Source organism: Bifidobacterium myosotis, from assembly GCF_002259745.1.
Classification (GTDB): Bacteria; Actinomycetota; Actinomycetes; order Actinomycetales; family Bifidobacteriaceae; genus Bifidobacterium; species Bifidobacterium myosotis.
The window spans coordinates 32,111-53,126 of the sequence record NZ_MWWW01000013.1 but is presented as its reverse complement, the minus strand read 5'-3'; the positions used below and the strand labels follow the sequence as shown (position 1 = coordinate 53,126).

At 61.0% G+C, this 21,016-nt stretch carries 16 protein-coding genes and 2 tRNA genes; 11 read left to right on the top strand and 7 right to left on the bottom strand.

Features of this window, described 5'->3' with window-relative positions; genetic code table 11:
• The first annotated feature begins 116 nt into the window (after positions 1–116).
• From BMYO_RS06160 to BMYO_RS06130, 7 genes are all read left to right on the top strand, one after another.
• Positions 117–190: transfer RNA gene (locus tag BMYO_RS06160), tRNA-Leu, on the top strand.
• A gap of 65 nt (positions 191–255) precedes the next feature.
• On the top strand, positions 256–1,032 hold the full coding sequence (locus BMYO_RS06155; RefSeq protein WP_094667625.1) for an ANTAR domain-containing response regulator: 777 nt from the start codon (positions 256–258) through the stop codon (positions 1,030–1,032).
• Positions 1,022–3,910, top strand: a complete 2,889-nt coding sequence (polA, locus tag BMYO_RS06150) for a DNA polymerase I (RefSeq protein WP_094667624.1) — start codon at positions 1,022–1,024, stop codon at positions 3,908–3,910. Before BMYO_RS06155 ends, polA begins: the two co-directional genes overlap by 11 nt.
• A gap of 73 nt (positions 3,911–3,983) precedes the next feature.
• Positions 3,984–4,916 (top strand): Nif3-like dinuclear metal center hexameric protein, encoded by a 933-nt coding sequence (locus BMYO_RS06145; RefSeq protein WP_169834070.1) that lies wholly within the window; start codon positions 3,984–3,986, stop codon positions 4,914–4,916.
• A gap of 314 nt (positions 4,917–5,230) precedes the next feature.
• Positions 5,231–5,833 (top strand): NUDIX hydrolase, encoded by a 603-nt coding sequence (locus BMYO_RS06140; protein WP_420807295.1) that lies wholly within the window; start codon positions 5,231–5,233, stop codon positions 5,831–5,833.
• A 71-nt stretch (positions 5,834–5,904) separates the two neighbouring features.
• Positions 5,905–8,055 (top strand): glycogen debranching protein GlgX, encoded by a 2,151-nt coding sequence (glgX, locus tag BMYO_RS06135; RefSeq protein ID WP_169834079.1) that lies wholly within the window; start codon positions 5,905–5,907, stop codon positions 8,053–8,055.
• A gap of 690 nt (positions 8,056–8,745) precedes the next feature.
• Positions 8,746–9,213: a hypothetical protein gene (locus BMYO_RS06130; RefSeq protein ID WP_094667620.1), complete on the top strand. Its 468-nt coding sequence runs from the start codon at positions 8,746–8,748 to the stop codon at positions 9,211–9,213.
• Positions 9,214–9,380: 167 nt separating this feature from the next.
• On the opposite strand, the gene BMYO_RS06125 is transcribed toward BMYO_RS06130, so the two are convergent.
• The 3 genes from BMYO_RS06125 to BMYO_RS12140 form a co-directional block, all read right to left on the bottom strand.
• Positions 9,381–9,581, bottom strand: a complete 201-nt coding sequence (locus BMYO_RS06125) for a type II toxin-antitoxin system YafQ family toxin (protein WP_233428192.1) — start codon at positions 9,579–9,581, stop codon at positions 9,381–9,383.
• A gap of 74 nt (positions 9,582–9,655) precedes the next feature.
• Positions 9,656–9,916 carry a type II toxin-antitoxin system RelB/DinJ family antitoxin gene (locus BMYO_RS11875; protein WP_094667619.1) on the bottom strand — a complete coding sequence of 87 codons (261 nt, stop codon included), beginning with the start codon at positions 9,914–9,916 and terminating at the stop codon, positions 9,656–9,658.
• Between the two features lie 620 nt (positions 9,917–10,536).
• Positions 10,537–11,631: an ASCH domain-containing protein gene (locus tag BMYO_RS12140; RefSeq protein WP_233428179.1), complete on the bottom strand. Its 1,095-nt coding sequence runs from the start codon at positions 11,629–11,631 to the stop codon at positions 10,537–10,539.
• Between the two features lie 42 nt (positions 11,632–11,673).
• On the opposite strand from BMYO_RS12140, the gene BMYO_RS12615 reads away from it, so the two are divergent.
• Positions 11,674–11,889: a helix-turn-helix domain-containing protein gene (locus tag BMYO_RS12615; RefSeq protein WP_094667618.1), complete on the top strand. Its 216-nt coding sequence runs from the start codon at positions 11,674–11,676 to the stop codon at positions 11,887–11,889.
• A 501-nt stretch (positions 11,890–12,390) separates the two neighbouring features.
• On the opposite strand, the gene BMYO_RS06105 is transcribed toward BMYO_RS12615, so the two are convergent.
• Complete coding sequence (locus tag BMYO_RS06105; RefSeq protein ID WP_094667617.1) at positions 12,391–13,815, bottom strand: MFS transporter; 1,425 nt, start codon at positions 13,813–13,815, stop codon at positions 12,391–12,393.
• Between the two features lie 140 nt (positions 13,816–13,955).
• Between BMYO_RS06105 and BMYO_RS06100 the strand changes: the two genes are divergently transcribed.
• Complete coding sequence (locus BMYO_RS06100; RefSeq protein ID WP_094667616.1) at positions 13,956–14,876, top strand: LysR family transcriptional regulator; 921 nt, start codon at positions 13,956–13,958, stop codon at positions 14,874–14,876.
• A 55-nt stretch (positions 14,877–14,931) separates the two neighbouring features.
• On the opposite strand, the gene BMYO_RS06095 is transcribed toward BMYO_RS06100, so the two are convergent.
• Entirely contained in the window at positions 14,932–15,564 is a 633-nt protein-coding gene (locus BMYO_RS06095; RefSeq protein ID WP_223847851.1) for a DNA-binding protein, read from the bottom strand.
• An 886-nt stretch (positions 15,565–16,450) separates the two neighbouring features.
• A tRNA-Pro gene (locus BMYO_RS06090) sits at positions 16,451–16,524 on the bottom strand.
• 701 nt (positions 16,525–17,225) lie between these two features.
• On the opposite strand from BMYO_RS06090, the gene BMYO_RS06085 reads away from it, so the two are divergent.
• The gene (locus BMYO_RS06085) at positions 17,226–18,404 is read left to right on the top strand and encodes an ABC transporter permease (RefSeq protein ID WP_094667614.1); all 1,179 of its coding nucleotides are present in this window, start codon (positions 17,226–17,228) and stop codon (positions 18,402–18,404) included.
• Between the two features lie 70 nt (positions 18,405–18,474).
• On the opposite strand, the gene BMYO_RS11865 is transcribed toward BMYO_RS06085, so the two are convergent.
• Positions 18,475–19,335, bottom strand: a complete 861-nt coding sequence (locus tag BMYO_RS11865) for a hypothetical protein (RefSeq protein WP_211276832.1) — start codon at positions 19,333–19,335, stop codon at positions 18,475–18,477.
• A gap of 262 nt (positions 19,336–19,597) precedes the next feature.
• Between BMYO_RS11865 and aroA the strand changes: the two genes are divergently transcribed.
• Positions 19,598–20,950, top strand: a complete 1,353-nt coding sequence (gene aroA, locus BMYO_RS06070) for a 3-phosphoshikimate 1-carboxyvinyltransferase (RefSeq protein ID WP_094667613.1) — start codon at positions 19,598–19,600, stop codon at positions 20,948–20,950.
• Positions 20,951–21,016 lie beyond the last annotated feature (66 nt).

The window sequence follows — 21,016 nt, the reverse complement described above, 5'->3', positions numbered from 1 at the left end:
CGGCGGAGATGGAACGCGGTTTTTGGTCACGGTGATTCCATTTTCGTGCGAACAGAGCGTGTCATAGCCGCGGTGGTCGGTCGGATATGCTAAGCTCTGCAAAGTGCCTTGGGCATGCCCCCGTATCCCAATTGGTAGAGGAAGCAGCCTCAAAATCTGCGTAGTGTGGGTTCGAGTCCCACCGGGGGCACTTTGCAATTCAGGTTTACCGTCAAGCCGCAATGATCCCATTGATGGGCGAGGAAAGAGGTTGGTATGGCTACAAGGAAGAAGTCCGAGGAACCGAGCATCAACGTCGACGAGGTGTTGACTGATGAGGAGCTCAAGGCCGTCGCCGATGGCCAGCCTCTTCCCGAAAAGTCCGAGGACGGTCCTCGCACCGTGGTGGTGGCCGAAGACGAGGCCGTGAACCGTATGGATCTGGTGGCCATGCTCGAAGACAACGGCTACAAGGTCGTGGGCCAGGCCGCCAACGGCGAGGAAGCCGTCGAGCTCACCCGCAAGTTCCGCCCTGATGTGGTGTGCATGGACGTCAAGATGCCGCGCATGGACGGCATTACCGCCGCCGGCATCATCTGCGACGAGAACATCGCCCCCGTGGTCATGCTCACCGCCTTCTCCCAGACCGATCTGGTCAAGAAGGCCACCGGTGCCGGCGCCATGGCGTACGTGACCAAGCCGTACGAGGAATCCAAGCTGCTGCCCACCCTCGAAGTGGCGATGGGCCGTTTCGCCGAAATCAACGATCTGCTCGACACCGTGGAGCGCGGCGAACGCAAGCTCAAGGAGACCGCCGATCAGCTCAAGGAAGCCGAGGAGAAGCTGAAGAAGGCCGAGGACACGCTCGAGGAGCGCAAGCTCGTCGACCGCGCCAAGGGCCTGCTGATGGACAAGGCCGACTTCTCCGAGCAGGGCGCCTTCCGTTGGATTCAGAAGACCTCCATGGACCAGCGCATCCCGAAGAAGCGTCTGGCCATGGCCATCATCGCCAAGTACGGCGATCCGAAGCCTTCCGATTCGGATGAGCGCTGAGTCGCCGTTGACTGTCGCCTCGCCGAATAGCGAACCGTCCACCACCCGCACCTTGCTGGTGGTGGACGGTCATTCTCTGGCCTTCCGCGCGTTCTTTGCGTTGCCGGTCGACAACTTCAGCACGCAGACCGGGCAGGCCACGAACGCCGTGTGGGGGTTCGCCACTATGCTCGCGCAGGTGATCGACGCCGAGCACCCCGACCATCTGGCCGTATCCTTCGACGTGAAGGGCGGCACGTTCCGCAACCAGTTGCTTCCGCAGTACAAGGGCACGCGCGAAGCCGCCCCTGAGGAGTTGCTGACCCAGCTGCCGCTCATCCAGCGCATGCTGACCGCGCTCGGCGTCACCTACATCGAAAAGCCCGGCTACGAGGGCGACGACATCATCGCCACGCTCGCCACGATGGGCGATCGAGAAGGCTATCACACGTTGGTGCTGTCCGGCGACCGCGATGCCTTCCAGCTCATCGACGAGAACGTCACCGTGCTGTATCCGGGGCATCATTTCAAAGATCTCAAGCACATGACCCCGCAGGCCGTCGTGGACAAATACAAGGTCACGCCCCAGCAGTACCCCGATTTGGCGGCATTGCGCGGCGAAACGGCGGACAACATCCCCGGAGTGCCCGGCGTGGGCGACGGATATGCCGCCAAATGGCTCAACCAGTACGGCTCTCTGGACTCCCTATGCGAGCATGCCGACGAAATCGGCGGCAAAAAGGGTGAGGCGCTGCGCGAGAACATCGAGCAGGTCAGGCTCAACCGCAAGGTCAACGCACTGGTCCGCAATGTGGATCTCGGCGTTGCCATCGACGACCTGACCTTCGGCGATGTGGATGTCGCCGCGCTCAACGAGCTGTTCAAGGACCTTGAATTCGGCAGCCGCACCCGCAGCCGCGTACTGAAAACCTTCGGCAACGGCGTCGCCGCATCGGCCAAGGCCACCCGAAACGGGGGTTCCGCCGACAGCAACGGGCCCGCCGACACGGGGGAGGGGCTGGAACCCTTACGGCCCACGGCTATCGCCTCCGCCGCGGATTTCGGCTCATGGCTCGAAACCCACCGGCCGCAGGTCGCGGTGCCCGACGAGGTGGCGCAGTTCACCGTCCGCGACTATGCCGACGACGACCGTCATGCGGTCTGCGGCAACGCCGTGGACCACGCATGGACCATCGCCGCGTGGGGCGACGCCCGGCCCGGACGGTCCACGTTGCAGACGCTGGCGGTCGCCGTCGGCGATGATGCGGCCCTGATCGCCGCGCCGATCGACGAGGCGCTGCGTGAATCGCTGCAAACGTTCCTCGATGAGGAGCATGGCCGTGCCATCGTCCACGGGTATAAGGAGCTGCTGCATCTGCTGGGTGCCGCCGGCCTTGACATGGACCTGCCGATGTTCGACACCAAGCTGGCCGGATATCTGGCTCAACCGGACTTCCACGCGGACGATCTCGCCGAAGCCGCCGAACACTTCCTCGACATCCATGTGGAGGAGCAGGCCCGTCCGGCGCAGGGGACGCTCGATTTCGAGGATGAGGCCCCCGAACCGGAACCGGACGAGGACCGCCTGCGCGACCTCGCCATCATCCACGGCCTGGCACACACGCTCGGCCCGATTATCGACGAACGCGAACAGTGCTGGCTGATGCGGGCCGTGGAGCTGCCCGTCTCCCGCGTGTTGCACGGCATGGAGCACATCGGCGCCGCCGTGGACCAGCAGCGGCTCAACGCCATCCGCGATGAATTCGCCGCCGACGCCGATATGGCACAGACCATGGCATGGCAGTTCGCCGGTTCGGACATCAACCTGCAAAGCCCCAAACAGCTGCAGAAAGTGCTGTTCGAGGATATGGGCCTGAAACCCACCAAGCGCACCAAATCCGGTTCATACACCACCAATGCGGCCGCGCTGCAGAGCTTGTACGAGCGTTCGCTGGACAACGAGCGCGCCAACGGGTTCCTGGGAGCGCTGCTCCGGCACCGCGAGACCAACAAGCTGCGTCAGATCGTGCAGACGCTCATCGACGCCACCAACCGGTCGGACAGCCGCATCCACACCACGTACGAGCAAACCGTGGCCGCCACCGGACGTTTGAGCTCCACCGACCCGAACCTGCAGAACATCCCCAACCGTAACGCCTCCGGCCGTGAGATCCGCAGCGCATTCGTGGCGGGGGAGGGCTACTCGTCCCTGATGAGCTGCGACTATTCGCAGGTCGAGCTGCGCATCATGGCCGACCTGTCGGGAGACGAAGCGCTGATCGAAGCCTTCCGCTCCGGCGCCGACTTCCACAAGTACGTCGCCTCGATGGTCTACAAGGTGCCGGTCGACCAGATCACCGGCGACCAGCGCAGTCATGTGAAGGCCATGAGCTATGGTCTGGCATACGGTCTGAGCACGTACGGCCTCGCCCAACAGCTCGGAATCGCCCCGCGCGAGGCCGAGGCGTTGAAGAACCGGTACTTCGATACCTTCGGCAAGGTGCATGACTATCTGGAATCACTGGTGGCCTCCGCCCGCAGGGACGGGTACACCGAGACGATTTTCGGCCGCCGGCGCTACTTCCCGGCCCTCCAATCCACGAACCGTGTGGCCCGCGACGCCGCCGAACGCGCCGCGCTCAACGCGCCAATCCAAGGTTCCGCGGCCGACATCATGAAGATCGCGATGATTCGCGCCGACCGTGCGCTGGCCGAAGCCGGCGTGACGAGCCGCATCATCCTGCAGATCCACGACGAACTGGTGGTGGAGGTCGCACCGGGCGAGGTCGAACAGGTGACCGCGCTGGTCAGCGACGCCATGGAACACGCCGTGGATCTCGCCGTGCCGCTGGATGTCTCCTGCGGACTTGGCGCCGACTGGCAGCTCGCCGCGCACTGACGGGTCCGATCATCAATCGATTGAGGACCCGTCCGTCACAGAAAAGCCGACTTGTGACGTTACAATGAGGTGTATGCCGAATCTGAAGCAAGTCATCGACGTCTTGGAGACCCTGTACCCCCTGCGCTACGCCGAACAATGGGATGAGCCGGGCCTTATCGTGGGTGACCTGACCCGGGACATCGGCGTCATCGCCTTCGCGGCGGACCCGACGTCGGCAATCGTGGACGAGGCCATCGAAGCTGGTGCCGACCTGCTCGTCACCCATCATCCACTCTTCTTCCGCGCCGTGCACGAGACCGGCGGCCTCGGTTTCCGCGGTGACATCGTTCGCAGACTGTACCAGCACGGCTGCGCCCTGTGGGTCGGGCATACCAACGCCGACGCCGCATGGCGTGGCGTCGGTCAGGCAGCGGCGGACGCTTTCGGACTGACCAACCAGCAGCCGCTCGTCCCCATCAGCGACCCGCAATCGGACCACCCCGTCGGACTGGGCCGTGTGGGACGGCTCGCCGAACCGATCACCCTCAACGATTTCGCTCGGCGCGTATTCGATGCGGTCGATGGTCACGGCATGGCCACCGCTCTCGGCGTGCAGGTGTGCGGCGATCCCGATGCCATGGTGCAGACCGTGGCCGTGCTGCCCGGCTCCGGCGATTCGCTGTTCGACGAGGTGCGTGCCACCGGTACGGACGTGTACGTGACCAGCGATCTGCGCCACCACCCGGTGACCGACGCCATCGAACAGGCCCGCTACGAGGCCCGGATGCGCGCCGCCGGCATCGCCCTTGGGAAGGGTGACGAACGCACTCGGCCCTACTTCATCAACACGCCGCACGCGGCCATCGAATCCATGTGGTTCAACTATGCGGTCGAGGATGTGCCGCAGGCCGTCGAGCGGGCGACTGGCAGCCGTCCACGCGTAACGTGGCTGCACCGCACCACCGACCCATGGACGTGGACCATCACCTCGTCCGGCACCTCGCATCACGGTGCGCGGGCGTGAGTGGTGAGGCCGGCGTGCCGTGACCAGCCAGTGGGTGCCTGCCAGTGGGTGCCTGCCAACGGTGCGTGGCTCGCCGGCGGACGGACTGCTGGGCCAAAGAGTCGACGGGTGACGGTGTTTCGCCGGGCGGATCTGGAAGCTGGTTTGGACGCGCGACGGGCCGACTGACGGATAACCGACGGATACGGATACGCGATCAACAAACTTGATCAACACACGAATACGTAAAGGGGAATGAGGTGTTCGATACTCAGCAGGAACGGCTGGAACGACGGCTCGACCGCGCGCTGAACGCCAGCTCGGACGGCATCGACATGGACGTGCCGGCCAAGGTGATCAGCAGCGAAACCGTCTACACGGGCCGCATCTTCCATGTGGACGACATGCGGCTCGCCCTCACGGACAAGCAGGGCAACCAGCATGAAATCGGCCGTCAGGTATTGCGCCACGCCCCCTGCGTGGTGATGCTCGTACATGACATGTCCACCGACCGATACCTTATCGAACGTGAATACCGCGCCGGTTCGGACATGTTCGCCTACGGACTGCCCGCCGGTCTCATGGACGAGGGCGAGGACATACTGGACGCCGCGCTGCGCGAGCTCGCCGAGGAGACCGGCGTGATTCCGGACCGGGACGTCATGGGCGTCGATCATGTGGGCGATTTCTACTCGTCCGAGGGCATGACCGACGAACTCGCCCACATCATGGTGCTGCATCTGGGCCCTTTTCGGCGCGAGGAGCGTCACTTCGACCCGGACGAACATGTGGAATCCGCATGGATTCCCTGGTCCGACCTCACGGCCACCCGCATCACCGCATCGAACTCGATGATCGCCATCCAACACGAGGCCCTGCGTCGGCTCCTCGCCCAGCGCAAGGACCCGGATACACAAGACAAGGCGTTGTTCGCCTGACGTTCACCCCATCAGCAAAACGACGACAAGAAAGGTGGGATACTGGAATCATGCAGATCAGACCTGGATCAATGTACCCTCTGGGTGCCAGCTACGACGGTGCCGGAGTCAACTTTGCCCTCTACTCACAGGTTGCACAGAAGGTCGAGTTGTGCCTGTTCGACGATCAGGACGTCGAGACCCGCATCGAGATGACCGAACAGAACTCCTACGTGTGGCATAACTACATCCCCGGGCTTCAGCCGGGCCAACGCTACGGTTACCGCGTCTACGGTCCGTACAATCCGGCGCACGGCCTGCGGTGCAACCCGAACAAATTGCTGCTCGACCCGTACGCCAAGGCCATCGAAGGCAACATCGACGGCGATGAAAGCCTCTTCTCTTACTGGTTCAGGAGCCCGGACGACAGTTCGGCCATGAACAACCTCGACTCCGCCGCCCACACGATGAAGTCGGCTGTCATCAACCCCTACTTCGACTGGGGCAACGACCAGCACCCGTACATCCCGTACCACGATTCGGTGATCTACGAGGCGCATGTGCGCGGCATGACCAACCTCAACAAGGATGTGCCGCCGGACATTCGCGGCACCTACGCGGGCCTCGCGTACCCGACCGTCATCGAGTACCTGCAGAAGCTCGGCGTGACCGCCATCGAACTTATGCCGATTCACCAGTTCGTCAACGATTCGTTCCTTCAGGAGAAGGGCCTGTCGAACTACTGGGGCTACAACACCATCGGCTTCTTCGCCCCGCACAACGCCTACTCTTCCTCCGGGGAGCGCGGCGAGCAGGTCAACGAGTTTAAGTCCATGGTCAAGGCCTACCACCGTGCCGGCATGGAGGTCATCCTCGACGTGGTGTACAACCACACTGCCGAAGGCAACCACATGGGCCCGACCCTGAGCTTCAAGGGCATCGACAACCAGTCGTACTACCGTCTGGTGGACGGCGATCAGATGCACTACTTCGACACCACCGGCACCGGTAACTCGCTGCTCATGCGCTCGCCGCACGCCCTGCAGCTCATCACCGACTCGTTGCGCTACTGGGTCACCGAGATGCATGTCGATGGCTTCCGATTCGATCTAGCCGCCACACTGGCCCGCCAGTTCCAGGAGGTCGACAAGCTGTCCGCCTTCTTCGACATCGTCGAGCAGGATCCGGTCATCTCGCGTGTCAAGCTCATCGCCGAACCGTGGGATCTGGGTTCCGGCGGCTATCAGGTGGGTGGCTTCCCGTCCAGCTGGTCCGAGTGGAACGGCCGGTTCCGCGACACCGTGCGCGACTTCTGGCGCTCCCAGCCGTCCACGTTGCCCGAGTTCGCGTCCCGTCTCATGGGTAGCTCCGACCTGTATCAAGTCAACGGCCGCCGCCCGGTGGCTTCCGTGAACTTCATCACCGCGCACGATGGCTTCACGCTCAACGATTTGGTGAGCTACAACGAGAAGCACAACGACGCCAACGGCGAAGGCAACCGCGACGGCGAGTCCAACAACCGTTCGTGGAACTGCGGCGTGGAGGGCCCCACCACCATCCGCGACGTCAACGACCTGCGCCAGCGCCAGATGCGCAACATGTTCTCCACGCTGCTGCTGAGCCAGGGCATCCCGATGATCTGCGGCGGCGACGAGGTGGAGCGCACCCAGCAGGGCAACAACAACGCCTACTGCCAGGACAACGAGATCTCGTGGACCAACTGGGATCTCGACAAGGACCAGAAGCAGATGCTGGCGTTCGTCTCCAAGCTCGTGCACCTGCGCCTCGACCACCCGGTGCTGCACCGTCGTCGCTTCTTCACCGGACGCGAGCCCGGCGACGACTCGAACAAGATTCCGCAGGTCGAATGGTTCGACCACACCGGTTCCATCATGGATATGGAGGACTGGCAGAACACTCACGCCTTCTCCATGATGATCTACCTGAACGGCTCGGATATCCCCGAGGTGGACTGGTACGGCAACCGGATGGTAGACAACGACTTCATCCTCATCTTCAACGCCCACTACGAGCCAATCATGTTCACCCTGCCGGATGAGCGTTACGGCCGTAAGTGGCAGCTCATCGTGGACACCCACAACCCCACAGGCCCCGAATTGAGCTATGAGGCCGGCTTCGTGATCACCGCACAGGCGCGTAGCTTCCTCATGCTCATGAGCGCCAAGAAGCCGAAGCGCCAGTTTGGTCCGGTGGTTGGTCCGGCTCCTGAGAGCCACGCCTGACGGCTGGATTGATTCGGTTTTGGCTTGTGTTGGCTCCTCGCGTCAGCACGTTGCCTGCAAGTAGCTCTGTTGTTTGCAGGCAACGTGCGAGCCGACAGAGGAGACAGCCGACTGCGTGCGGAGCGTGTCCATACCTGCAGGCAAGCTGGCCCGCGAACCGGGTTTGAGGGGTAGTCAATTCCTCGACGAACTGCTGACGCGGCTTACTAGCCGGTCGCGGTCTGGCCACGGCATCATGAACTCCGCCTTCGGCAGGCTTGCGAAATCTCCCAGTCCGGCAAGCTCGCGCGGTTCGTGCGGCGATTGGCTGTCTGATACGGACGCGTTCGGCTGATCACGGGTCTGGTCATCGGATGTGATTCGTTCATCGTTGCTCACGAGGCGCCATAGCAACCATCTCTGCACCTGTTTCCGGACTGTAAATATGCGGCGTGACGATACGGACGCATACCTACAGTCCGTTGGTGGGGTGTTTGCGACTGTATGTACGCGGTGCGACGAACCATCCGCGTACTTACAGTCCATTCGAGGCCCTTTTCCGACTGTATGTACGCGACCGTATCGTCACGCCGCGTACATACAGTCCGAAACGACAACAGATCCCGGCATCGACGGGCAGTGGATTTATGATTGAACCGTCAGGGGACTGCGGGGGACTGTGCCTCCAACTGAGCCAAGGAAGGTGGACTCATGGCTGAAGGGACGTTTGAGGACGATTTTATGGACGTGCAGGCCGGTCTCGTCTCGTTGTGCCTTGAAGCGACGGAGGGTATGCCGGTTCGTGACGTGTACATCTACGTGTCGCTCGAGGGCAATATGACGGTCTTCAACGCGTTTTTCCGCATGAAGGGTCTCGAAGCGAATCCGGCGGAGGACCATGTCCTGCCGCTCAATCAGGTCGTGCTCGACGATGACGTGCGCTGGCAGGTGATCAAGCTCGCCCAGAGCTATCTTGACGGACTTCGCAGACTGTGCGACGCCGCCGGACACCCCTGCCCGACACAAATCCGCGGTCGTTATTCCTCCGGCGGTGCCTACAAGGCCAGCTACGAATATGACCGCATCGTAGCCAAGGATGATGGCACAGGCGTCGCGCCGGGAGCAACGTTCGCGGCATGGATGCATGCCGTCGCCTCTGGAAACGACGATTTGGCGTAGGGAGCTGTACACAGGTTGTACAGGTCATTAAGTCGGAAAAGCGTGGGATAAGGTCATCGTTACCATCTCGTTGCCGTCCGTGTCGCATGCGAGAGGGGAGGACAACGATGTGTCGCAGATGACTTGGACTGCATTCGATAAGGGAACGGTATGTTCGGTGTCTCATGTCAGTACAGCTGGTCGTACGATCCGGTACGGGTCAGTACCAGTTGCAGTTCGTCGCGTTCGATGCGGTAGATGAGCAGCCAGTTTCCCTCGATGTGGATTTCCCGATATCCTTTCCAGTTGTTGACCAGCGCGTGATCGCGATATTTGGTCGACAGCAGATTGCGATCTTCGGCCATCAGTGCCTCTACGGCGTGTCGCAGCTTGTCCGGGTCGTAGTGCTTCTTGAGCAGTCCTTTGAAGTCCTTTTTTGAACTGCGTGGTGCGGAAGACGGATTTAAGCATCCATCAAATTCTTCATCAGATTGTCCACAGACGGAAACGCGGCACCCTCCCGGGCATCGGCCTGACGGCGGGCCTCCACGTTCAGCGGGTTCTCCCTCGTGGCGCGGAACGGCATGCCGTTGTCGGTTAGCGATTGACGCAGAAACATGTTCAATGCGGTTGACAGGTCCAGTCCCATCGACTCGTACAATTCCTTCGCCTGTTGCTTGACCTGCGGGTCCGTGCGGAAACTGATTGTCGCGGTATCGGCCATTGCAACCCCCTCACCAAAAAATGCTAATGTATGAACATTGTAACACCAGAGTGTGTCGCTCGGTGCGTTTCGCACGTACGGATCGATCATGTCATAGCCGCTCGCCTGCGCAGAATGCACGCACGCGCTTACACGCGCGGTTGAACACCATCGTTGCAGGTCGGCAAGTGTGACGGGTTGACTTTCAGGACTCATGGCGGCTACACTGCTAGCGAATGCCTCGGAACGTCACTCATGCGAAACATCATGAACCCCCGGGGATTTTTCTATGCTGAAGGCATAGTTACTGGCTCTGAGCTTCGGAGCGGGGCGTCACACGGCGTGTCGAAACACCCGAAGAGCCAATTCTGTTAGCATCACTGCTCCTTACGATGATGGTTTTCCCGAACAGATGATTGAAGAGCGCATCATCCGTCCCTGCTCGCACCAACTACACAGCTGTCCATACGAGCAGAGCGTCGGCGAGGGAAACGACGATGATGCCAGACACGGTCATCAGCGTAATGGTCTGGCATAGGATAAGCGCGACGATAATGACACTCATGACCGGGGCGTCGGCAAAGATGGTCGTAACGGAAATGCTGCAATGTCATGTGAAAGATGCCAACATGGCATTGATCTCACAGTCTCTGCGTCACCGTGAAATGTTCCAGCACCACAAGGGTGTCGTCGTCGAGAGGAAAGCTCGGGTCTCTGAACTCGGCACGGTATTCGTCAGAGTCCCAGAACATCTCGTGGGTGCGCCGCCATTCTGCCGCGGTCGTATCACCTTCGCCTTCGTCAATCGCATGCTGGTCAGTGACGTCGGCCAGCCGTATGACGGCCACATCGGTGGTGGCCAGCACGGCCACCCCATGGTCGTCAGAGTTCACCAGTACGGACCGGTTTCCGGTTCTCGGCAGTGGATCGGCGCATTCGACATAGTCGAGGAGCAGTGCTGCAGTGGCGATCTTCGTGCCGTCGAGAATGAGTCCCACCAGTCGGTCGCGTTCTGGTCCGGGCATCATGAATTCAGCCTTTGGCAGGTTAGCGAGGTCCGATGCTGAATGGACCGGGCGCAATTTACGCAATGTGGGCACACGGGACTGGCTGCGAATCCAGTCGGCTGCTTTCGGGTCGATGACGCGGGCGACCCATAGCAGGTTTTCCCACTGGAAGTCGAGATACTCTCGTTCAGCGTCAGCATCCGGTTGAATAAGCGGTTCCTGATGGCTGCATCGGTTGCGCATATCCAGTAGTTGAACGATGTGTGTCTCGAATTCCTTGCGTCGACGCGATTTATAGTATGGCATACCGCCGTTGGTGCGGTCACGTAGTGCCTTCCACACGGTCGGCTCCAGTTTGCGCACCAGAAGGAACCGCCATGAATCCAGTGATAGTCCCGCAATCACGCGGTCCGGGGTGATGCTATGACCGGCGTAGCGGATACGTCGTTTGACGCGTTCGACGGCTTTGCAAAATTCGTAGTCGAAACCGAAATGATCGGTTTGGTCGAACCAGTCCTCCCGACCGCAGTCGGATGCGAGTCGCGTGGAAATGAAGTTGCGCAGCATGACCTCGACATGCGCGATGTCCTCAAGGTACGCTTTGGACATGCGTGTATTCCACACATACAGCGCGACCGGGTCCAACGCCGATTCCTCGTATCGGCGCATTCGCTCCGCGGAGAACCAGCTGCATAGATCGAAGGCTGTGACTTGCATATTCTCGGTCATAGTGCCTATACTATTCTGTGCAAGGCCCCGTGAAAGTCACTCATGCGAAACATCATGAAACTCCGGGGTCAACGTATATCGGTGTGTGATCCTGGACAGGCGGCGGCCATCCTAGTCATCCCCGTCACCACACTGTCCAGATGGCGCAACGAGCGGCGTGAACTGTCATACGTGAGGGTCGGGCGGGTCATCAGATACCGGCGGGCCGACCTTGACCACTGGATCGAGACGCACGCCGTGCCCCCGCTCAAGGAATGACGGGAATCGTCAGTCATGTACCCCGCGTGTACCCCATACGCAAGAAGCGGAATCCCAAGAGCTTGAAACCCTTGGAATTCCGCCGTTTCTGTCGGGCTAGCCGGATTTGAACCTGCGACATCCTGTTAGGATCGGGGTTCTTGGCTCGGGCCGCCGGTCTTGGCTCACCTTGAAACCGTTGGAATTATGCCGTTCTTGAGTTTTGAATTTCTTTGTTCAGACCACCCGGATTGGTAAATCGTGACGGTCATTGTTAGCAAAATGTTAGCGTCCCAGACCATCGAAACAGCTTAAACACTCGACGCGTCGAAACACTGCTCCAGATGCTCTGTTAGTATCACTGCCCTTCATGATGACGATCTTCTCCGAACAGGTGATTGAAGAGAACTTGACCCGCTCTCCCCATTCACCCTAATTGGAGCTGAATGCGGAATAATCGATCCGTCTCCAACGACTGTCGTTCAAGTGTGGCGGATATCGCCATGAACGGGACACCCGAAGTCAGCTCTCAGCCCAGCGCAGCCGAGCGTAGGCGAATGCGCAGATGAGCAGCAGGGCGGCCGCGATGAACACGGCACGCAGGGAGCCGTCAAGCGAGGGTGTGAAGGTGGCGACCACACCGAACACGGCCACGCCGATCGCGCCACCGACCTGACGGAACGTGTTGAACACCGCGCTGGCGATACCCGCCTGCTTCTGCTCCACGCTCACCAGCACCAGTCCGGACAGTGCCGGCGTGACCAGTGCGCCGCCAAGGCCGACGACGCTCAGGGCGACGGCGATCACCCATGCGGGCATTGGAGCCGGCACCAGCACCGCGGCAAGGAACCCGACGGCCATGGCAATCAGTCCAATGGACACGGTGAACCGGGTGCCCATCGAGTTGATGACCTGCCCGCTGAACACGTTGGTGACCACCATGACCACCGCGGAGGGAATGAACACCAGCCCGGCGGCGAACGGGCTCATGCCCTGCTCGCTTTGCAGGAACAGGGTGGAGATGAAGACCATGCCGAACCAGTTGAAGATCATGATGAAGCCCACGATCAGCGAGATGCGCATGCCGTCGTTGCGGAACAGGTTCAGCGGCACCATCGGATGCCCGACCTTGGCTTGTGCGATCACGAACAGCACGAGTGCGGCGACGCCGACAGACAGCAGCGCGAGCGTCACCGGCGAGGAGATGCCCAGGGAACCGATTTCGATGACGCCGGCCACCAGCGAGGCGAGACCAATCAGCGCGAGCGTCTGGCCGAGCCAGTCGAACGAGATGGCACGGGTGGGCGATGGTGCAACCTTCGGTGCAAGAGCGAGCACAATCAGGCAGAACGGCACGTTGACCGCGAAAATCAGGCTCCAGTGGATTGGTGTGAGCAAACCGCCGAACAGTGGGCCGAACGCGGATGCCGAAGCCGAACCGGCGCCCCACAGGCCGAGGGCGAACGCACGGCGGCGCGGATCGGGATTGGCCTCGTTGATCAAGGCCATCGACGCCGGCAGGATCAGGGCTGCGGCCACGCCCATCAGGCAACGGCCGACGATGAGCACCAGCATGGTCCACGCGAAGGTGCTCAGCAGGGATGCCGCTCCGAACAATGCCGTGCCGAAGAAGAACATGCGCTTGGCACCGAACTTGTCAGACAGACTGCCGGCGAGCAGCAGTAGCGAGGCGAACAGCAGCGTGTACCCGTCGATCATCCACTGCTGCAACGCCATATTGCCGCCAAGGTCGGCGGTGATGGTCGGCAGTGCCACGTTGACAATCATGGTGTCCATACCGGTCAGGAAGAACGCCAGCGAAGTGGCGAAAGTGGTCAGCCCGGCGCTGTGGCGGGCCGAGCGACGCGATGCGCGACGGGTTTCACGCTCGAGGCTTTCGTCTTCGCGTACGAGGCCGAGGGCTGCGGATTCGTTGATTGATGTCATACTCACCTATATCCCATTGGTTTACATGTTTCCGTTTGGTTATTGCAGTAGCTATGGTATTCTTTAAGACATCAGTAAAACAGCGGTTTATAAATGCTTATGGCTTACATCCTATAAACTTTTGGTTTATGGAGGTCGCAATGTACGACAGAAGACTGGACGCGGTGATCGCCGCCGCGCAGACCGGCAGCTTCGCCAAGACCGGCCATCGCCTGCATATTTCCACGCCGGCGGTGGCCAAACAGGTCAATACGTTCGAAAGGGAATACGGCCTGACGCTGTTCGACCGATCGCGCAGCGGCGTGCAACTCACCAAAGCCGGCCGAGAGTTCGTCGAGGACGCGCGGATGATTGTGCGCCAATGCGAGGAGATCCTGCGCCGTGCGCAACAACGCGGCACCGACGGCATCGCCACCGTTCGTCTTGGCGTTTCCATCCTGCGCCCTGGCCGCCGTATCCTCGACCTATGGCAACGCGACGCCGGCAAGCACACCGACATCCGCCTGGAACTGGTGTCGATGACCGACGACTCCGAAGCCATCAACGACATCATCACCCATCTCGGCGAAAACATCGACCTGATCTCCACGGCGTTCGACACCGGCTATTGGAACGACACATGCAGCACCCTCGCCCTCGATTCCGAGCCACTGTGCGTGGCCGTGCCACGCAACCACACGCTGGCGAGACGCGCACGACTCACATTGAAAGACCTCGAAGGCACGCGCATCCGCATCCTCAAGCGCCATCGCGGTGCCAACGACACGGCTCGGGACTTGTTGGAACAATGCCCTGCCATCGATCTGATCGACATCGACCACTACGACCTTGACACGTTCAACGACTGCGCCGAATCCGGCGACCTGCTCATCTCCAAACCGATGTGGGCCGGCATTCACCCACAGCTCGTCAACGTAGCCGTGGACTGGCCCGAACCGGTCATCATGCACTACGGACTGCTCTATCCGCTCGATGCCACCCCGGCAATTCGCACGTTTATCTCCCGCATCGCCGCACTATCCGGCCTTACTGGCGAACCCCGTGCACTACCTCATTCATGATCCTTGGGCCTTTGTCTTCCGGCTCCTGGCTTGCGGGATTGGTGACAGCCGCCGTCTACTCGATAGACCGTGGCTCGTGTTCGAGCACGAGTTTCATCTTGCTGTTGTCCATCAGCCACGAGTACAAGTTCCGGTCCAGAATCATCGCCAGATCGAAACAGGCCCGCACCGCGTCCGCCAGTGTGATGCGCCGGTTCTCGCCCGGCAGCGGGACGCCATTGACGAGCGGCTCGTGGTGGGCGACCCGGTTGCGCAGGGCATGCACGGTCTTGACAATGTTCAGCGCGTAGTTTCTTGTCCACTTGGCGTTCGCGTCCGCTGCGTGCCGCCGGCCGCCAGGGAAGGACTTGACGATGCCTTTGCGCCAGAGGTCGTTCTCGTAATCGGCGCTGCCCTCGTCCGGCCAACGAGCATGGATTGCGCCGCCGTTCTCCAGCAGATTGCGCCAGAACCCGAACGTCAACGCCGCGACGAGATGGCCATGCGTGTGCCATTTCTTCTGCTGGATGGTGAGATGGCCCCATGCCTCACGGATCTGCCGCTGAGTACGGTCGTCGAAACGCAGCCCCGCCATGTACCAGTCCTCGGTGCCGGCCTGCTCCAAGGCGATGAGGGACAGCTGCCGATCCATGTGGTTGCGCAAGGCGACTTCAAGGATGGCGATGTCGCCCATGCACGCGCTGGCCATGTCATGATCCCACAGGTACAGTCGCAAAGCCGGGCATGAACGTCTCCGTGCTTCGGAGTCATAGGATGAGAGCCGTTCGTCGGTGATGCACGAGCGTAACGCCCTCTCCTGTGGACTGCCCTTCCGGGGAGTCTGTGAGAGGAAATCGGCTGCTGGGTTTGACTGTCGACTCATAACCCATTATCATATTCCATGAAATCCCCCAAAGGGCCTCTCCGGACGGTCTTCGACTGAGCCGTGATGCACTGGGGGTTCTCTTTTATCCGGATGATTTGCCCGGATCCTGTTATCGATGTTATCGAAAGGCTTCCTTCCCGTAGAAGGCCATCTGCTCGTCTCCCCACCATGCAAGAAACCGCTCGGCTGTCTCGCCGTTATGCCCGCTGCTGCCGAACGCCCCATCGGTGGAAGCCAAACGCCATTGGTTTCCTCGGCCAACGCTGCGGCAACGAAACCGTAACCGATGGAGGGAATGGCCGGGCCTCCGAAATTCCGGTATTCATACCATGAATGATCCCGCGCATTGATCAACCGCAGTTCCTCCACGGCCAACGGCACATCGAACTCATCGGCCTTAATGGGAATCATCTTGCCCGACATGGACGCCGGATAGCCGTACTCTCCGTTGGTCCGCTCGTAATCATCAACCCATGATTGGTCAACCCGGTCACGAGTCCACGGCGATGGCCATGAGCTTGACCTCCATTGACCGTTAATCAGATACGCGATTATACGTCGATTGTGGCGGACATGCCCTTAATCATATCTAAAACCATTGGAATTACAGGGATTGTGGGCTATCTCAGGATGATAAAAATGTTAACGGTTAGCGTTTCAGGTAAAAGAGAAAAGCCCTACATCCCGGTCGGGAGTAGGGCTTTCATTGTCGGGCTGACAGGATTTGAACCTGCGACGTCTTGCTCCCAAAGCAAGCGCGCTACCAAACTGCGCCACAGCCCGTTTTTATGCCTTACGGCACAACTTTTCGATTATACGCATTGCGTAGGACGTAATGCGTTCCTGACCATCCATTTTTTCCTCGAAGGTAAGTCCGAGAAACCGAAGGTCTGCGGTCATTGTTAACCATTGTTAATGGATGCCGCTTTTCAATTATCGCTGAAGCCTGAAAACCTAGTCGGCAGTAAGCCTCAGCGGTGGTCACGGCAGCAACGCTTTGATAACATCCTGCTCCCAAAGCAGGCGCGCTACCAAGCTGCGCTATAGCCCGTCGTGCCGTCAGTCGATGAGGAGAGAACGGCACAAATAGTCATTGTATCGCATCGGAGGACCGGGACACGGGATACAATGACGTTTTGGGAAAAGTCCTCTCGCGTGTTCGGCATTGCGCATGCCGTGTCGCTTGGGCTGCCGCTTGCCCGGTGTCAAGCGGCACGGCCTTGTGACACGTCTTGTCGACTTGGCTCTTCGGCTTGGCCTGCCTAACGTAGGCCGGTCTGAAGCTCTCGGCTTGACAAGTGTGTCGTAGGCCGCACACGAGGGAGGCGGTACGGGCGGACGAGCGTAGCCGGCCGTGCGTGAGGGCGGGCTACGGATGGACCGCAACTGACCGCCGCAACAACTGGCCCCGCAACACACGCGATTGCGGCAAACGCGACCGTAACGAGCGCAATCGCAACGAGCAACGAAAGGAGCACCGCCGCATGGGTCGTCATCAACGCGCCGAAACCTATGGTCTGGTCTCCTTCCTTATCTGTGCGGTGGTGGGAGCGGTGTCCATGAACGCCTACATGCAGTACGCGCCCGCCATCTGGCAGCTGACCCAGCGACGTTTCATGGTGGCCTCGGGCATCGTGGCCGCTTGCGGCGTCATCTCGTTCGTCATCGGATACGCCAGCAAGTCACGCTCGCTGAACCTGGACCATGGCTGGCTCGCGCCAATCCGCCGTATCATCGAGATCGTGGCACTTTCGGTGGTGTACGCCGCCACCATCTTCCTGTCGTCGTTCGCGCTGATGGGCGCGGCCAACGACATGATGGGCAACGCGATCTTCTCCGGCTACATCTCCAGCGTCTGCGCCGGATTCGCCGGCGTGGTCGGCTACATGACGTTCGTGCAGGCGGAACTCATGAACGCCAAGACGCTGGCGTCCCTGTTGCCGTTCTTCGTCATCTCCGGCGTGGTGACCGCCGGCATGACCACCGATGACCCGTACTGGTATCACAACAATTTCTCGCAACTCGGCGACCGCACCACGTTCGCCGCACGCATGTTCAACTCCACGCTGATGCTCGCCGGAACCTGCATCATCATCGTGAGCTACTTCGCCATCTCGGAACTGGTGACCACCGAACGCCTGCAACGTCTCTGGCACGACCGCACCAACAAGGACCCGAACCGTGGCTACGAAATCCCGCATTTCATGCTGCGCACGGGCATCCTCTCGGCGCTGCTGACCGTTTCCGGCCTCGCATTCATCGGCATCGGCGTGTTCCGCTACACACCGCATAATCTCATGCACAACGTATGCGCCAAGGGCCTGCCGTTCGTGATGCTGGTGCTGTTCGTCTGCCTGCCCTGGCTCGCGCCGCGCCTGTCCAAGGCCGTGATGGTGGCCTCCGATCTCGCCGCGCTTGTGTGCGCCGGCTTCTGGGCCAACATGATGATGGGCCACAATACGCTCACCAACGTGGAGGCATTGGCCGGTCTCATGTTCCTCGGCTGGTTCATCGTGTTCTCCCGCCAGATCGCGGCCATCGAGGCCGATCGCGTGGCCGCGCAGCTGTTGCACGCACAGATGATCGAGGGCGGGTTGAGCGAGGAACAGGCCGTCGCCGAGGACGAGCCGCGCATCGAATCGCGTCTGGCATCCGACAAGTAACGGTGACGCCGGTGGCTGGCCAGCGCAAACCCTTCAGGTGATTCAGGCGAGGTAATTCAGGCGAGGCGGTTCAAGCGACGAACCGCAGATACGTACGGTCGTCGAATGATTCCTGTCCCGCGACGAAGCCCTTGGTCGAGCGGTACTCATGGATAAGCGACGGGTCGTCTCTGCGCAGCCGCGCCAGTTCTCGCTCCGATTCGGTCAGCGTCGGGCGTAACAGGGGATAGCCGTCCGAGGCCAGCACCACCTCGTCGCCGGGAGCGATAGGTACTGAGCGAATCGGATAGGTCGGGTCCGTGAATCCGTCGAATACGAAGTACCCGTACATGCCGCGTCGGTTCGCGAATCGTGACTGCAATCGCAGGAACGGCATGATCAGGTTCCGCGCGGGGTCGTCGGGTTCTGTCTCCGGTTGGCCGACTCCGTTCGGTTCCGCCGTTCTGCTGGATGATTCATCTGATGCGACCGATGAATCCGGTCCGATTGGTCCGATTAATGATTCGTTTGGTTTGATTGATTCGTGTGATTCGGATTCGAATGATGCGGCTGATGCGCCCGGCAAATGTTCGGTCCCGCCGTCTGATTCGTCCGATGCGACCTCGTCCGATCCATCCGGTTCCTCTGGCGGTCTCATCCTATCCGGCGCAGTAGCGGAATCCGCTCCGCCGTCCAAGGCCATCGCCTGTGCCGCAAACGATCGTACTTCGCCGAGCAGTTCATCCACGCGTTTCATCGTCGGCGTCTGCACACCGTTGACCATGATCTGACAGTCACCGAACAGCCACGCCTCTCGATGTGCCGCACTGTAGACCACCGCATTGGCTTGCAACCGTTCCCAAGGTTCGTTGGCGAACACCGATTCATCCGCATCGCTTCGGGCATATTCCGCGCGAAGCCGCCGGTCGAGCGTCATCTGGGTCTCTCTCATTGTGGCGTTCCGCGGCAGGGTTCCCACTGTATCGACGAGGAGATTCCGCGCCACCACGCCGCCGCTCGGCCGCCACAAATGGCGCACGCTTTTACTCGTCACCCCGTCCACCACGGCCGCGAACCCGTCCGTAATGACCACCCCATCCTCGTTCAACGACTGATCAGCCCTTTTGCCCCGGCAGAACCGTTCGATCACACGCACGATTCCACCATAGCGCGTCCGCCGCTCGATTCTCCGCGAAAACGGATACGATGGGCGCATGAGCGAAACACCGAATACCACAACTCCGAACCTGTGGCCCGCACCGATGCCGGACGGCCCCATCAACGCCACCGTCACGATTCCCGGCAGCAAATCGTTGTCGAATCGTTATCTGATCCTGGCCGCGCTCAGCTCACGGCCGGTGAGGCTGGTGGGACTGCTGCGTTCGCGTGACACCGAACTGATGATGGGGGCGCTCGCCGCCCTCGGCGTGCGCTGCGACGTGGACCCGGTCACGGATACCATGGTGACGGTGACGCCGCCCGTTTCCGGTAGGTTCCGGGGCGACGTCGACGTATATTGCGGCTTGGCTGGCACCGTAATGCGGTTCGTGCCGGGATTGGCGCTGTTCGCCGACGGCCCTGTGCGCTTCGACGGCGACGAGCAGGCCTACGCCCGACCAATGAAGCCGGTGCTGGACGGCTTGGAACAGCTCGGCGCCAAGGTCGACTATCTGGGCGAAGAGGGATTCCTGCCGTTCACCATCACCCCGCCCTCTGCTTTGCCATCGGCCGAAGCCATGGCGCCGGTGAGCATTGATTCGTCCGGTTCGTCCCAATTCATCTCCGGCCTGTTGCTCATTGGGTCGAAACTGCCCGGTGGCCTGCGGCTGACGCACACGGGGGAGAAGACGCCGAGCCTGCCGCATATCCGCATGACTGTCGCCGATGTGAACGGGGCCGGTGGCGAGGCCGTCGCCGAGGAATCCGCGCATACGTGGACGGTCGCGCCCAAGCCGCTGCAGCTGCCGGAAACGGTCACCGTGGAGCCCGATCTATCCAATGCTGCGCCGTTCCTGGGCGCCGCGCTCATCGCGGGCGGGACCGTGCGTGTGCCGCATTGGCCGGAAACCACCACGCAGCCGGGCGGTCTGCTGCCGGGATATCTGGAGCGTATGGGGGCGCAGGTCTCGTTCCCGGAGCAGAACGGTGTGCGATACTGCGAGGTGACCGGCGACGGCTCGGTTCGTGGACTGGGCACGTTCGATCTGACCGCGGCGGGAGAGATCGCGCCTTCGCTGGCTGCGATACTGGTGTTCGCCGATAAACCGACGGACATGGTGGGCATCGGCCATCTGCGCGGCCATGAGACGAATCGTCTCGCCGCGCTCGTCAACGAGATCGCCCGCGTGGGCGGCAAGGCCGAGGAACTGCCGGACGGATTGCGCATCGAGCCGGTGTCGGACGAACGGTTGCATGGCGCTGAAATGGAGACCTACGCCGATCACCGCATGGCCACGTTCGCGGCGATGCTGGGCTTGAGGATTCCGGGTATCTCGGTGATCAACGTCGCCACCACGCGCAAGACCCTGCCCGATTTCGTAGGCATGTGGAACGGCATGCTGGCGTAATTCAGCTCCCCTCAGTCCGCTACATGGACAGCTCCACTCTCTGAGGGGAGCTATCATGCGAAGCAT